The following is a 15,123-nucleotide window of genomic DNA, read 5'->3' as shown; positions in this document are numbered from 1 at the left end:
ACCCGAACAAGGCTTATAAATAGCGATGCTGGGTCGTGTCTAGGAAGTGATTTACAACGAATGAATCGTTATTTTGCTGATTTACGACCCAAAATATAGCCAAGTCCTAACGGGGCAAAGAAGATCACCGCAATAAACAAAACGATGTAAAGAATGAGGCTGCGTATCACGTCGATGAGCTTGTCCATGACAACATTTACCAACTCTTGAGAGACGGTATTTACATCGTCCACAAGTGCTTTCCGTTCTTTGGTGATAATGCGTGCCACTTCTGCGCGTTCCAATGCAATCATTTCTTCCAACAGTCGTCGCTCTGCGCTTAATGTTTGTAGGTGCTCACCGGTTTTCTCATCAATACTGTCAACGAGAGGTTGAAGTTTGAATGCCATTTCTTCAGCGAGGTGGCGCATATATTCAGGGTTGTTTCGAATAAAATCATTCATAGAGTTCGACACGACTTTGAAGCTTTCGACGGCCTGATTTACCTGCTCAATACTGTTCATACTATTTAGTGCAAGCAACTGAGCTTTCCACGTCATGATTTTCGGTGTCTGCTCTGAAAAAAGGCTCATTTTATCCGACATATCACCTATCGCTTCTGGCATAGTCCCCAGCGTCGTAACTGCTTCTAGACCCCCACCGTCAATACTTTCCCGCCACAAACGGTAAGCGGGTGTTCGATTGAAACTCAGGTCTGCAAATGGGTATGCATTGGCGTGTTGTTTCACAAAACTGGCAGCGCTTTGATATTCGTGAGTAGGCAGCAAAGACTTCGCGACGTTGTCCATTTCGTTTGCAAGGTGCTGCGAGAGCTCTTTTGCTTCGTTACCCACGAACAAGTCTTTGCCATTCCCTTCAACATAGAACTGGTTGAGTTGGAGTGAAAAGACCCAAACATCAATGAGTCCAGCCATTGGAGACACCTGGTATGCAGCCGACTGCATTCTTTCCACTGCATTGATTTTCCAAAGCAAAACGTTTGATTGGTTTTCTTGATCTTTCGGGCCGTAATATTGGTGCATTTTGTCAGCAGCTTGCTCAGTTTGTGAAAAAAACTGCTGGGCATATTCTCGCGTTAACACGCGAGCGTTCAATTCTTGCTTGGTTAGAGGGACGGTTTGGCTTTCTATTTTAATATCGAGCAACGAACAGCCTGACAGCAAGAACACTGCCAAAAACATGGAGATGAAATGACGCTTCAATGTGAAAACTCGCGGGAACGAACTTAAGTGGTTCGCTTAGTGTTTGTAATATTAAGGACGCTTATCGTGTTGGTGCGCAAACAACTGACGTATGCGGTAACAGTGCGATAGGGACATCCTTAGCCGGGCGCGGATTCTACTGCGTTTGTATCTATTTGGTCGATAGCTATTCGTGTTTCCTGATTGCGAATATTTTTTGTCTTCGAGTGGAGCAACAAAAAAAGCCCCGATATCGCTATCGAGGCTTGTGCGTTGAACGAGTTCGGCGTGAAATTATGCGCGGCTCATGAATTTGTGTTCAACGGTGTTGATGCGGATTTTGTCTCCATTACCGATGTACTCAGGCACTTGAACAGTCAGGCCAGTAGAAACGGTAGCTGGTTTAGTACGAGCACTTGCTGATGCGCCTTTGATAGAAGGAGACGTGTCAGTAATAACCATATCAACGGTTGATGGCAGTTCGATTGCTACAGGGCGACCGCTCACTGTTAGAACCTGAATACCTTTGGTTTCTTCAGTAATGAACAGGATTTCTTCTGCAATGGTTTCTTTGTTGAAGTGGTACGGCGTGTAATCTTCGCTATCCATGAAGATGTACTCGTCACCATCGATGTAAGAGAAATCCGCAGCGTGACGGCTGAAGTCAGCCAGTGGAAGCATGTCATCCGCTTTGAAGCTTTCATCATATTTTGCGCCAGTTGCTACATCGTAAAGACGCATTCTGTACAGGCTAGTGCCTGCACGGCCAGCTGGAGTCAGCTTTGCAATGTCTTTAACCGCCAGCACTTTGCCGCCATGTTCGATAACTGCGTTCTTTTTAATTTCACTTGCCTTTGGCATGGTCATTTTTCCAATTGAGAAAATTTGGCAAGAAAATATCACGATTCTAAATTTTGGCAAGATGTTGGACGTTGAGATGGCGAAAGAACCACCGGTGAAGGCGTTCTACGAGGCATTTATCACGTATTCATGGCCTAAATACGTGCCTGAGATATCTTGGAAAAAGGGCCGCTGAAAAATTTCTTGAACAACAATGCAATCAAAATTGCGACTGATTCGTTAGTGAAGGAAAGCATTGTGTTTTACATGCGCCTTATTCATTCACACAGGATCTCCTATGAACAAAGACAGTACGCGTTATGCAAACGCCGCCCTCGCATTACGTATCGGACTCGGGTTGGTGTTTGTGATTGGTGGCCTTTCGAAACTGAGCCTGCTTCTTTCAAGTTCTAAGCAAGCTGCCATGGTTGCTAACTACATGGGGACGACGGGCTATATCAATGAATTGTTTCAAGACTTTCTCTTTAGTAATGGTGTGCTCTCGCCTTGGTTCTTTTTAACGTCACTTTCAACGTTTGAGTTGGTTTCAGGCATCGCCCTGATTGCGGGGTTTATGGTGAGGCCATTAGCGCTATTTTACGGCTTGTTGTTATGGACCTTTGTGTTCTCTTTGCCCGTCGATACCGTGCCCGGTGCGTCCGTGGGCGTGAAAACCTACACGTCACCTGCGATGTTTGTGCAAATTCGCGATATCACCTTATCCGGCATGATGTTTGTGTTGTTCAATCTTGGGGCAGGGGCGAGAAGCCTTGATCAGCGTCGAGGTCAAGGTGTAGGTGACGCGAACGCAGCGCCAAATTGGGATGTTCTTGGATTGCTGCTTCGTTTTTCACTTGGGGTGACGTTTATCATTGGTGGCTTCTTCGGGGCTTACGCAAAAATTCCATCTTTCGTGACGTATCAAATCATTTTGGCGTTGATTGGCTTGGTGCTGATCTTTGGTCAAGGCACGTCGCTAAAGGCTGCGGCAGGCGCGGTGGTCTTGGTCATGGCATGGTACATGTTACAAAAACTTAACCTCGATAAAGGGGTGATTGCGAACCTAAATGGTGTGAAACGGGAATTTGCACTGGCGGCTGCGGGTCTTGTGTTAATGAGGCTGGGCGGCGGTGCGCGCTTTACCTTGTCAGATTGTGTGCGAAGAACGAAGGAAACCTTGGGTATTCAAACGTCTCCTTCCGCAGTTGGGCACCAATCCAAGCCGTAATGAAAACTCGTAAGGTGGTGCCTGAAAGCGTGCCACCTGCATGAATGTATTTCCAGAGAGGGACGTTTCCTTTTCATTGGCGAAGGCGATTTAGGTTTCTCCGTATTCGTTTTACGGCTTCGCTGATGAGAAGGACACACGCCATGTTAAATTTTTTCAGAAAACGTCGAAAGGTCATCTTTACAGAAGATTTGCTCAATCAGCTTTTTCGCTATTCGCTGTCTTTGTGCCACCACGAATCGCAAGCTTATGATTTGGTGCAAAGCTGCTGCGAAAAAATGCTCAAGAGCGAAGATGAAACCATGCACAACAAAGCCTATATGCTGCGTGTGATCCGCAATGAGTTTGTGGATCACTGCCGACGTAATCAGCTTGAATTGATCACGTCGGCAGATCTGATGGATGATGAGGAAAATGATGGCCTTGCATTCAATGAACTCGAACAAATGACGATTGACGAACAACACGTTGATATTTTGCTTGCCAGTATTTCAGCGAAGGAGCGTGAGTTGCTGTATTTATGGGCGGTAGAAGGGTTCAGTATTCAAGAGATTGCCACCTTAACGAACATTCCAAGAGGAACATTGCTTTCGCGTTTGTGTCGAATGAAAGCCCGCTTGGTGGATGATTTTGGCCACATGTTAAAGCAGGTGTCGTAGCCATGACGTATTCAAAAAACCAGGATCCGTTAAAGTCGCAACTTACTAAGCACTATGACGCAAAATCCCTATCAGTAACGCAAGTGAACGCCTTAAATGAACTGCAGGAAAAGGTAACAAAAAAACAATCAGCGCCGAGATCACAGGCACATCGAACGGGCATGGCACTGGCAGCAATGTTAATGCTGGCGGTGAGTGTGTGGACACTGTGGGGTGATAGGCATGATTACGGCGCCATTTCGGCGGAGATTGCTTATAACCACAATAGCCAAATGCAGATGGAGATTCTGAGTGATTCGTTTGCCGACATTGATACTTATCTCAATCGCTTAGATTTTTCAGTGGTCATGCCGTCGCAGCTTCCCGTTGAAAAATGGGTCTTACTCGGTGGGCGTTATTGCAGCATTGACGGAAAAATTGCCGCGCAGCTTCATGTGAAAGATTTGGATACCGATCGTGTCTACACTTTCTATCAAGCCAAATTGCCGCGGGGTGTGGAAGCCCATGTTGATGACATGGTGATGGATGTGGATGGCGTGAGTGTGTCGCTGTGGGAAGAAAACGGTTTGTTGATGGGCCTCGCCAAATAACGTCAATCGGTATGTAATGCCGTGTGTTTTTGTACTTTTCCAACTGGGGACATGCGGGTATATTGCGTTGTATTCGATATCATTCTTTCGCCTATGACTTGTCTGAATAGGGTGTGCGAGAGAGCAAAAAAGGGATGCACCGTGATAAAGCAACTCGACAGTAAAATTGTTTACCAAAACAAGTGGATGAGCGTGAGAGAAGATAGAGTTCTTCGACCCAGTGGAGCAGAAGGCATCTATGGGGTAGTCGACAAGCCAGATTGTGCAGCGATCATCGCCATCGACAACGGCTTCATTCATCTGGTTCAACAATATCGCTATACGGTGCAAGAGCGTTGCTGGGAAATACCCCAAGGGGCGTGGGAGTCGTCGCCTGATGCTGACCATCTTGATCTAGCAAAAGGGGAGCTGCGAGAAGAGACCGGATTAGACGCGGCATCCATGACTTACTTAGGTGCTCAGTTCATCGCGTACGGCTTTCTTAACCAAACCTGCCATGTTTATCTCGCGACATCCCTGACGCAAAAAGAAAACCAACTCGACAGTGAAGAAGAAGATTTGATCACACGCGCTTTTCCTGTGGATGAATTTGAACGCATGATCATTGATAACGACATCAAAGACTGTGTGACAATATCTGCTTATGGCTTGGCCAAATTGAAGGGGTTGGTGTAGCGAAATTGACAATGGAAAACGACCATTCATTCCCTTCAGATAAGCTTGCCCCCTCATTACGCTAATGGCATTGACTTACTTTTGAATAATCTCAACCTGATATTGTTGTTTGGTGGTATTTGTTTTGTGTTTTTGCGACGAAAGATTGGCAAAATGTCGTTTAAATATACACATTTAAGTCATTTTTATGGCGCTGAGTGAGGGATATCGCAGAGACGGCCATAAACCACAATATATCCGTGTGCACGACAAAGTTTCATTCTTATAATGGCAAAAAAATGTATTAAATCGACTGTAAAAACATCGATTTAGATAATACGTGTCATAACAAGAAGCAGTTGAGCAAGGACGTCCAGTTTTACACTTCCGTGTAAGCGTGGAGAAACGTTGCGCTCATGGATAAAAATATGCGTATAGCCTCTCTAGCAATCCTTATCGCAGGATTGAGTACCAATGTCTCCACGTCTGCGTTCGCCGAGTCAGAACTCGATGAATTGCTTAATATGTCGCTTGAATCTCTTTCCGAAACCAAAGTTGTTTCCGCCACGCGTACTGCCCTCAGCTTGGCAGACACACCCGCCGCTGTGCATGTCATTACCGCCAAAGAAATCAAACGCTCAGGTGTTCGCTCAGTTGCGGATGCATTGGTGCTTGCCCCAGGCCTGCATGTCGCAAAATTCTCCAACTACGACTGGGGGATTTCAGCCCGAACCACCAATGAAGCCTTGAGTAATTCCATGTTGGTGATGGTGGATGGTCGAAGTGTTTTCAATGGTATGTTCTCTGGGGTGGATTGGGATCTCATTCCTGTCAGCCTTGATAATATCGACAGAATTGAAGTGGTAATGGGGCCAGTTGGCACCATTTGGGGTGGCAACGCCGTGCATGCCGTCATCAATATCATCACGTTGGATGCAGAAGATGCGTTACGCCGTCACGTCGCAGTGTCCGTCGGGAATTATGAATATCAAGAGTACCAGCTTCATCACGGCGGTCAGATCAGCGAAAATCTGCATTTAAGTGGGTACGTCGAGTTTGTTCAACACAAACCATGGACGAGTGATGAGGAGCGCGTAAAACCGCTTCAAGAATACAAGGTGTATACTGAACGTTTCGGGCTAAGAAGTGATTACCAACGCCTCGACCGCACTGTCTCCGTGCAGCTTGGCGGCATTCGTTCTCGTGAAGACTATCAATGGGGATATTACGAGCCTCATTTCCTCAACCCAGGGCATGATGGGCCAGATTTCAGTGCCTTTGACACCGAGCTTTTAGCGGAAGAGTATTTTGCAGGCTTGAAATGGCTTCAAGAAGTGGACGACCAGCGTCAGTGGGAGCAGCAATTTTGGCTGACCTATAGCAGCAGTGATGGCTCTGACCGCAATGCATCGTTTACGCGATTTGATTCTGAAACGCGGTATACCGATCAGAATGTGCTTGGAGGAAGCCTGACACTCGGCTTGAACTACCGATTGATTGACGAGCACTTCGACACCTATGATACGAAGTCGTCTTATACCCTGCCTTATGCGCGAGTGACGGATGAGCCGGATTTCACGAACCAAAGCGTGGCGGTTTATCTCAACTACTCCTATCCCCTTACTGACACCACAGAATTGATGGTGGGGAACCGTTGGCAGTACTTCAATTTGGTTGAAGACACCTTCGCGCAGCCACAAATTCGTGTGATGCAGGATTTGGGTGAAAATCAGCGCCTATGGGCTGGTTGGGGGCGTGCCGTGATCACACCGTCGCGCTTAGATCGTTCTACAGATTTCCATCAAAACATCTATGGCAGTGATGTGATGTTTTGTACGGCAACGCAACCCGTTCAATGCCTGCCAGAAAATTATGATTATCTGCAAAGCATCAGATACCTCGGTAACGAAGATATCCCTGTCCCTCAAATTGATACCTTCGAGATTGGCTATCGCTTCTGGGATGACAGGCGCATTCAGTTTGATGCCAATCTGTTTTACAGCGAAGAAGATGGTATTCCTGCTTATCAGTTGCTCAGTGCTGATCGTTATCTCTTTGGTGAAAACTCATCCCCTGGCACTGCGGGCACCGTTGTTGATGTTTACAGCTATCAATTGATCACGCCGCTTTCGGCGACAACCTACGGCGGAGAGTTAAGCATGAAGTGGTCAATCAATTCTCAGCTTCAAGTGAATGCCAGTTACGCCTACAAACAAATCGAAGCGAAATGCGAAGGAAGTATATGCGGAACGACCGAAGTGCCGCTGCGCTCATATGAGAATGAACCGATGCATCTAGCGGGTGCACAAGTGATGTGGGACGTTACACCAGCGTTTTGGGTGAGCAATGTGGTTCACTATGTATCGGGATCTCATCCTGACGATGCCATCCCAACAAAAGAGCAATATGAATGGCCTGAAGTGGTAACGTGGGATCTGATTTTAGGGTGGCAATATTCGCCACGTGCCCCTCTGTTCACTTTGACGGTTGAAAACCTGTTGAATGACCAAGTGAACGAGTTTCCTGATTCCGTGGGCGGCTTTGATAATGGCACGCAATACTGGCTAGAACTTGATTGGCAGTGGTACTGATTATTCGATGACAAGGCAGCGTTTACGTCACAGACAAGATTCAACGCGCTTTCACCAGTTCATTCTTGGACTGGTGATGCTTGCGTTGTTGTCTGTGTGCTTGCCTGTTCGAAGTAACGATTTCCAAGATGAAGATTTAAAGGCGGTGTATTTGTACCGTTTTGCGTTCTTGGTGAATTGGCGAGACATGCAGCCAGCAGACGGTCGGTATGATTTCTGTGTTTATGGCGACAGCAGTGTCAGCCGTCGACTTCAAGACATTGCAAACTCAAAACCTGAGCAAGTGCAATATCACAACATAAAAGTCAGTGGTTCTTCTCAGGAACCTTGCCAAATCATTTACACCCCCGAACGTGCCGAAGAACACATACGCACACTGCATAATCAATATCCCGATGCGTTGATTGTGGGTGAAGGTAAACGGTTCTCTAAGGCGGGTGGCATGATTTCGTTTATTAAAGTGAACAACCGCGTCAAATTACTCATTAATAGAAAGAATATTCAGGGTATGCCCTTTACTTTGCGCTCGCAGCTACTATCCATCGCCGTTATAGACGGGGAGGAGGAAATATGAATCGTCGCTGGATTAACAGCCTTCCTCTTCGCGTAAAACTTATCATGCCGATCTGGCTCTTGCTTACGCTTGGCATTGCCGTTGTTGGGCTTGCAGTGACGCACATTGTGAGTAAGAACCTCGATCAAAGCTTACTGAGTCGAACAGAAATCATGGCAAATGGTGCCGCAAGCAACTTAACGGCGGCACTGGCGTTTGAAGACAGGGCAACGGGTAGAGAACAGCTCGCAGCCTTGGGTTATGATCCTGATTTGATGGCAGCCCGCGTAACCCGTGTTGATGGCTCCGAATTCGTGAACTTGATGCGTCTACCTGATGATTGCTTCACCATGGGCGCAGGGATCATATGCTCGAAAACCCCATTCACCAAAGTCTCGCGTTCCATTTCATTGGGAACGGATGTGCTTGGTCACATCGATTTGTTTATGTCACGCAGCGCCATCGTGAATGAACGAAATAGACTGATCTTGTTCCTTGCTCTTGGAACGGTACTGTTGTCTCTGTTTTCTTGGATGTTCGCGCAGTTATTGCACCGTATTGTCTCTTACCCACTGGCTTCTCTTCACCGTTCAATGTCGAACATGATCCGGTTGGGTATTCATGGTCACACGATCCCGATTTATCACAATGACGAGCTCGGTCGCCTCACGGATTGTTTCAACGACTTGGTGAGTAGCCTTGAGGCGCGTGATAAGCAATTAAACGCGACGTTTAAACAGCTGGAAGAAAAGAATAGCTATATCAATCAGGTATTGGACACCATGGATCAGGGTGTCATGGTTATCGCACCGGGCGATCAGGTTACGTATTACAACCCTGCAGCCGCTGCACATTTGGCGCAGCTAGGCTGTGACCCAAATGACTTGGGGCAACTTCTGCAAATTTTGGAACCTTCGTCGGTGATGCATCAAATTTCCCACGCCATTGATGCGCATCAGCCGCTGACTGGGCTGGAATTGCACCACCGCCACACGAACAAATTGTTCCGCGTAAGCACACACCCAATGGCGACCGCGACGCATTCTTTGCTGCAATTTGAAGACATCACTGAGCAACATGTTGCGGAACAACGCCGTAAAATGGCGGAGTACATTTTTGACCAGAGCAAAGATGCCACTTTGGTACTGTCCCGAACGTTAGCCATTGAAGCGCAAAATGCGGCGTGTATTCGTCTGTTTGGTCAACATCGTCATTGGTCAGAATTGAGCGTGGATCAACATTTACGCTTTGGACGCCCTGAAGTGAAAACGCTGTTGTCTAGTGGCAGTCATCAGTGGCAAACCCATATGCTCTCGGCATTAGGTACCAGTTTGCCGTGCCAAATTTCAGTGCGCACACTGACAAATCGCCAAGGTAAAACCGAAGCCTTTGTGGTGTCCATTATCGATCAATCAGCGGCGATGGAAATTAAACGCCTCAACCATTTAGCAAACCATGACCCACTCACGGGCCTTGCAAACCGTGTAAGGGCTCAGAAGCAGTTGCTCCGTAGCCATGATATGGGTTGGGATGTGCACGTGCTGTTCGTTGACCTTGATGGCTTCAAAATGGTGAACGACCAATTTGGTCACCGAGTCGGTGACGAGTTGCTGAAAGTGGTCGCAAGACGATTATTGGCCAGTGTGGCTCAATCCGACATGGTGGCACGCCTATCAGGGGATGAGTTCTTATTGATCATCAATAATGCTGCCGAGATTGAACCTGTTGCTGAGCGTGTTCTTCATAAGTTAAGTCAGAGCATCATCATTGATGGCGCAAGACCTCAAATCAGTGCGAGCATTGGTATCCGCCATTGGCGAGCGGGGGAGAGCGGTACGTTTAATTCAATCATCGAGCAAGCGGATAAAGCCATGTATGCGGCGAAAGAAGCGGGTAAAAACCGCTATGCGATGGCGCTTGAAGGAAGCCAAGAAAGCTCCGTATCCTAATTGCCTTAAGACACGGCCGTGGAAAACATCAAAGGTAGAAACGCCATAGATTGCGCACAAACGAAGCGGCAATCGATGGCGTTTTATTTTGTGTTTTCGTTAACCTATACCCAAACAACCTCAAGCTGCTTTGAATCCTGAATCCTGAATCCTGAATCCTGAATCCTGAGACTATTTGGGTATAGTGTCAGAGAATCTTACTGGCTATTTTCTGGCAACGTGTAGTGACGTTACTCTCGTTTGACTTTGTAAATGTGGACTGAGATAGCCAAGAAATATCCCATTCTGATGATTTTGTGCGCATCAATCCTTTACGTAAAATAGGCACAAGTGGCTTTGAAATGTCATTATTTGCTTCCACATCAAAGTCGTTATTATTCTCCACCAATTTCCCGTCTTCTAATTTCCATTGCCCATGTGCAGACACATTAAAAGAATATGCATCCATTGGCTTAGGGTTTTGAATTGTCGAGATGGCTTGGGTATCTAAACCGCCGTCACTGAGGTAGGTAATGTCTGCGTTAAATGCTGTTTTTTCGCTGGGTGAGGATACGGTGGTGCATTGCCATGATCCCAGTATGTTTTCTTGCATATCAATGTATTGAAGATTACTACTGGCCAATTGCTGTTGTGTGTTGTCAGTCGATGCGCAGCCTGAAACTGCCGCGCAAATCATGAGCGGTATGAGTCCCTTCACGATACTGTGTCCCTTTTTGTCTAACCATTCATAATAAATAGCGGTGCGAGGCACGGCTACTAATAGGGGAAATAATAAAACTGGATGATTCGGTATTGCTGTTATTTTTATATGTCTTAATAGTCATCGATTGCCTAATTTGGCAATCAATGACTAGGCAGTGTTAAATGCCATGGCAAACCCGCATATTCTATTTATTGTTTATCGAGTGTTGCGAGAAAAATAATATCTTGGTTTCACATTGCAGAGTGTCAACAGGATGAGATTGCCGAAGATATTCCGCGACAGGTGTGTTAGGCATCACAGAAATGAATTGAAAATCGAAAGAGTGCGTAATCTCGTATCACAAGCAAACTGTTTTCCCCCAGTTTATTGCAGACGAGAAAGCGATCGAAATGAAAGCGATAAGGCACGTTTTTGACGAGGGTGATGTTGCGAGGGAAGACATCGCAGGCAGTGAAACTGTACCGTTAAACGGTTAGTCAAGGTTTTGTGGAACCATGCTTTGCGAATCAAAGCTTCGTGAATGCCGTCATTGGGATTACAATGCGCCGGATTTTTCATTCCCCCGCAAAACCGCCTTCCTGCGAGTATGCTTTCAGACGGACACCTTCTTGAAACTCAGTAAAAGATTGACTCAAATCGATGCGATGGTGGCATCAGGCTATGACCATGTGTGGGACTGTTGCTGTGACCACGGTTTTTTAGGTTTTTCGTTGCTTGCTCGAAATGCCGCTCCGCATATTCATTTTGTCGATATCGTTCCCGTGCTCATGGAGACGGTAAACCAGAAGCTGCAGCGTTATTTTGAAAATGCAGTCTCAGCATGGACAACACATTGCATCGATGTTGCCGCGTTGCCTTTATCGCAATATCAAGGTAAGCACTTGGTGATCATTGCTGGTGTTGGCGGTGATCTTATGATGACGTTTATCTCTGCCATTCGCCGTCGTTATCCAACGCTGGAACTGGACTTTTTGCTTTGCCCTGTGCGCCACCAGTTTTCATTACGTGAGCACCTTATCTCGCTCGAATTCTCTATGCTGCACGAGGCGTTAGTCGAGGAGAATAAGCGGCTTTATGAGGTGTTGTTGGTTTCTACAGAAAGTGATGCTGGTTTCTCTGTTCATCCCGTCGGCGAGCGATTTTGGCAAACTCACACACCAGAGCAATCCAAAATTGCGTCGCATTATCTCAGTAACACGCTGAACCATTACCGCCGTCTTCAGCAAAGTCAGCAAGAATCCGTTTCTCACATTGTTGAGGCTTACCAAGCGGTTACGTTGCACGACCTTATTTGACGTTAGGAAAGATGAAGAAGTAAAAACCACCGTAGAAGAAGATAAACAAGATGGACGCGAAGAGTCCCGCGAAGAAATGCGATTTGTTGTCGTAGTAGTCGATGAACCCACCTGCAAACAGTACGCGCTTGGTGGTGAACGCGTAAATCACGTTCGCGAATGACACGATAGTGGCGATGAGAAAAACGATGTCCATAAATGCCCAACCAGTCTGTGAAAAGATGTGATTCTACGTGAACGGTTCTCGACCATAAGATTTGCTGTTCTTCGCGAAAAACTTTCATCGATAGTGTTCACATTTCTGTGTTAGCTTCGCGGAATAACAAAGCAAAAAACACGGAGGAGTCGACATGACGTTGGAAGGGGCGGTGACGTTCACCATTGCGATATTCATTTTTGTTATCACGCCTGGACCTGGCATTTTTGCGTTAGTGGCACGTGCAATGACGCGAGGCGCAAAAGACTGTTGGGCGCTGGCATCTGGCATGGTGTTCAGTGATTTGGTGTATCTCACCTTGGCGTGTTTTGGTCTGGCGACCATTGCGGAAAACTATGCCACCTTGTTTGTGGTGATCCGTTATGTGGGCGCGGCGTACCTAATTTATCTGGGTTATAGAATGTTTGTGGCTTTGCCGCAAGTGCAAGACCTTGCTGAGCAGCCTGAAACCAAACATTCAGGCCATGTGGCGGCCTTTATGCAGGGCTTTTTGATTTCTGCATCGAACCCTAAAGTGATTTTGTTTTATATCGCATTTTTGCCAACCTTCATGGATTTGACGGTGCTGAGCATGGGCGATGTTGTGTTGGCAGTCGTGCTGGCGTTTTTTGCCTTGATGAGTGGCGCGATGCTGATGGCATTTGGTGCTGCGCGTATGGCGCGCATGCTAAAAACGGAATCGGCCCAGCGCAAACTGAACCGTTGTGCAGGTTCTGTCATGATTGGTGCAGGCGCGTATTTGGCCGTGAGCCGATAAACGCAGAAAACAGCTTTTCGACGCTCACAGCTAAATAACAAACAGCAGCTTCAAAATTACAAAAAAGCAGCCGAGAAGGCTGCTTTTTTACGTTTATGGGCGGGTGTTTTTTGCCACGAGCCTACTTAACGCGACGTCCCTTAATGGAATACAACAAAGGAATGGCATGGCCTTGATGGCGCAACTGGTAGCCTTTTCCTTCAACTTCTTCCATGTCGTTAAAGCAGTTATACGGGCTGTATGGATACTCTTGAAAGGCGTCTAACGCAATGCCCGCTTTGTTTAATGCCGTGATCACTTCGCCGAGGGAATGCGACCACTGCATCGTCTGATTTTTCTCTTCAGATTGCCCATCCGTGTATGTGCCTTCCAATTCAACGCTTGGCTCAACCGTTGAGAAGTAGTTGTAGCCAAACACCAAGTCGATCGCCGGATGAAATTCGACCATGTGAAACTCACCGCCTACCTTTAAGGCCTTGGCGATGGTCTGCGCCCAGCGATCCACGTCAGGCAGCCAACAAAGCACACCATAAGAGGTGAATACGATGTCAAATTCTGTCGTGTTGTTGTCGCCGAAACGGTAAACATCATCGTTGATGAATTGCGCATCCAACTTGAGCGTGTTGGCGAGCTCGTTGGCTTTCTCAATGGCTTCTGAAGAAAGATCCACCCCCGTCACGCGCGCGCCAAGACGCGCCCACGACAAGGTGTCTTGACCAAAATGGCATTGCAGGTGAAGAAGGTGCTTATCGTTAACATCGCCGACTTGTTCTCGCTCGATGTCGTTGAGCGAGCTTTTGCCGTTCAGGAAGCCATCGACATCGTAGAAATCTGATTTTACGTGCGTATCGACACGTTTATCCCATGCATTTTTATTAACGGTTAAGTAGTCCATGTTTCTTTCCAATTTACTGTTTTTATTATAATTAACCGATATTGGCCTGTTCGCTGTACTTTGCAGCAAAGGCTTGAGTCAGTGTTGATACCACAGACGCCGACAACAACGGGTGTGTGCGTGTTGCAGTGACCAACACGATATCAACGGCGGGCAACGGCGGCAGGTTCGCATGTGTGATCACGGTGAGGTCGTCAGGTACGCTGTTGGATGCCATGGCTGATACCGCAAGGTTGTTTCTCACCAAGCCTTTCAACGTGGAAGCGCTGGTGGTGAAGGCATACAAATCCACATCAATGCCAAATTTCCCCAGTCCATCTAATGCGGTGGTGTGAAATTTACAATTCTTATCGAACAAAGCAAGGGGCAGGGGGCGCTGCAATGGAAGTTGTTTGTCGCTGCCCATGATCCACACGCCTTGGTCGTGCTGCAGCAACCAACCTTCATCAGAATCAGGGGCGCGCGTTACCACGGCCACGTCAAGTTCTCCGCTGTCTAAACGTTGTCGAATACGCGTGCTGGATGCGCATAAAACATCAAAAGTAATGTGTCCATTTACGTGCGTTCGAAGTGATTCAAGAAGCCGTGGCAGCAGGCTTTCTGCATAGTCATCAGGGCAACCAATGCGAATGGGGCGAGAGGCATCTTCCTGTTTAAACGCGATCAAGGCTTCATCATGCCCAGCAACAAGGCGTCTTGCATGGCTCACTAAACGTTGTCCCGACAAACTCAAACTGAGGGGGCGTTTATCGCGATCAAACAGCGCACTACCCAACTCTTCTTCAAGCCGTTTAATCTGCATACTAATGGCAGATTGCGTGCGATGAATTTGTGCTGCCGCGCGCGTGAAACTGCCGGTATCGACAATCGCGAGAAAGCTTCTGAGTGAGTCGATGTCCATGACTGATTTTTCCTTACATCACAATAGTGAATACTTAGTATCAATACTTTGCGTTAGAAACCTAACGGCTTACTCAGCATACTGGTTTCATCAACGTAAATGCAAAGGAG

General features: G+C 47.0%; 15 protein-coding genes. 9 read left to right on the top strand and 6 right to left on the bottom strand.

Annotation, left to right across the window (positions count from 1 at the left end):
* Window positions 1–68 precede the first annotated feature (68 nt).
* Both BCT27_RS10605 and efpL read right to left on the bottom strand, forming a co-directional pair.
* Window positions 69–1,181, bottom strand: coding sequence for a chemotaxis protein (locus BCT27_RS10605; protein WP_102395785.1), 1,113 nt, complete (start codon window positions 1,179–1,181; stop codon window positions 69–71).
* Window positions 1,182–1,475: 294 nt separating this feature from the next.
* Window positions 1,476–2,042 carry an elongation factor P-like protein EfpL gene (gene efpL / locus BCT27_RS10600; RefSeq protein WP_017011449.1) on the bottom strand — a complete coding sequence of 189 codons (567 nt, stop codon included), beginning with the start codon at window positions 2,040–2,042 and terminating at the stop codon, window positions 1,476–1,478.
* A gap of 277 nt (window positions 2,043–2,319) precedes the next feature.
* On the opposite strand from efpL, the gene BCT27_RS10595 reads away from it, so the two are divergent.
* The 7 genes from BCT27_RS10595 (at window position 2,320) to BCT27_RS10565 (ending at window position 10,245) form a co-directional block, all read left to right on the top strand.
* A complete protein-coding gene (locus BCT27_RS10595; RefSeq protein ID WP_102390836.1) occupies window positions 2,320–3,249 on the top strand; it encodes a DoxX family protein in 930 nt (309 codons plus the stop codon).
* A 143-nt stretch (window positions 3,250–3,392) separates the two neighbouring features.
* Entirely contained in the window at window positions 3,393–3,908 is a 516-nt protein-coding gene (locus tag BCT27_RS10590; protein ID WP_102395784.1) for an RNA polymerase sigma factor, read from the top strand.
* Between the two features lie 2 nt (window positions 3,909–3,910).
* Window positions 3,911–4,498, top strand: a complete 588-nt coding sequence (locus tag BCT27_RS10585; RefSeq protein ID WP_102390834.1) for a hypothetical protein — start codon at window positions 3,911–3,913, stop codon at window positions 4,496–4,498.
* Between the two features lie 186 nt (window positions 4,499–4,684).
* Window positions 4,685–5,173 carry an NUDIX domain-containing protein gene (locus BCT27_RS10580; protein WP_241905132.1) on the top strand — a complete coding sequence of 163 codons (489 nt, stop codon included), beginning with the start codon at window positions 4,685–4,687 and terminating at the stop codon, window positions 5,171–5,173.
* A 407-nt stretch (window positions 5,174–5,580) separates the two neighbouring features.
* A complete protein-coding gene (locus BCT27_RS10575; RefSeq protein ID WP_102395783.1) occupies window positions 5,581–7,743 on the top strand; it encodes a TonB-dependent receptor plug domain-containing protein in 2,163 nt (720 codons plus the stop codon).
* Window positions 7,744–7,750: 7 nt separating this feature from the next.
* Complete coding sequence (locus BCT27_RS10570) at window positions 7,751–8,317, top strand: YfiR family protein (protein ID WP_102316918.1); 567 nt, start codon at window positions 7,751–7,753, stop codon at window positions 8,315–8,317.
* Entirely contained in the window at window positions 8,314–10,245 is a 1,932-nt protein-coding gene (locus BCT27_RS10565; RefSeq protein WP_102316919.1) for a diguanylate cyclase domain-containing protein, read from the top strand. Before BCT27_RS10570 ends, BCT27_RS10565 begins: the two co-directional genes overlap by 4 nt.
* Before the next feature lie 187 nt (window positions 10,246–10,432).
* Here the strand turns inward: BCT27_RS10565 and BCT27_RS10560 are convergent, their stop codons facing one another.
* The gene (locus BCT27_RS10560) at window positions 10,433–10,921 is read right to left on the bottom strand and encodes a hypothetical protein (RefSeq protein WP_102395782.1); all 489 of its coding nucleotides are present in this window, start codon (window positions 10,919–10,921) and stop codon (window positions 10,433–10,435) included.
* 521 nt (window positions 10,922–11,442) lie between these two features.
* Between BCT27_RS10560 and BCT27_RS10555 the strand changes: the two genes are divergently transcribed.
* Window positions 11,443–12,243, top strand: a complete 801-nt coding sequence (locus BCT27_RS10555) for a tRNA (adenine(22)-N(1))-methyltransferase (RefSeq protein ID WP_102395781.1) — start codon at window positions 11,443–11,445, stop codon at window positions 12,241–12,243.
* Here the strand turns inward: BCT27_RS10555 and BCT27_RS10550 are convergent.
* Complete coding sequence (locus BCT27_RS10550; protein WP_102395780.1) at window positions 12,236–12,439, bottom strand: hypothetical protein; 204 nt, start codon at window positions 12,437–12,439, stop codon at window positions 12,236–12,238. The genes BCT27_RS10555 and BCT27_RS10550 overlap by 8 nt on opposite strands.
* Before the next feature lie 154 nt (window positions 12,440–12,593).
* Between BCT27_RS10550 and BCT27_RS10545 the strand changes: the two genes are divergently transcribed.
* A complete protein-coding gene (locus BCT27_RS10545; protein WP_102316923.1) occupies window positions 12,594–13,217 on the top strand; it encodes a LysE family translocator in 624 nt (207 codons plus the stop codon).
* Between the two features lie 121 nt (window positions 13,218–13,338).
* On the opposite strand, the gene BCT27_RS10540 is transcribed toward BCT27_RS10545, so the two are convergent.
* Both BCT27_RS10540 and BCT27_RS10535 read right to left on the bottom strand, forming a co-directional pair.
* Complete coding sequence (locus BCT27_RS10540) at window positions 13,339–14,112, bottom strand: class I SAM-dependent methyltransferase (protein WP_102395779.1); 774 nt, start codon at window positions 14,110–14,112, stop codon at window positions 13,339–13,341.
* Between the two features lie 31 nt (window positions 14,113–14,143).
* Window positions 14,144–15,013 carry a LysR family transcriptional regulator gene (locus BCT27_RS10535; protein ID WP_102395778.1) on the bottom strand — a complete coding sequence of 290 codons (870 nt, stop codon included), beginning with the start codon at window positions 15,011–15,013 and terminating at the stop codon, window positions 14,144–14,146.
* Window positions 15,014–15,123: the final 110 nt, after the last annotated feature.

It is taken from the genome of Enterovibrio norvegicus (assembly GCF_002876705.1).
Taxonomy (GTDB): Bacteria; Pseudomonadota; Gammaproteobacteria; order Enterobacterales; family Vibrionaceae; genus Enterovibrio; species Enterovibrio norvegicus_B.
Note: the sequence above shows the minus strand (reverse complement) of the source record. Positions and strands in the feature narration are given on the sequence as shown.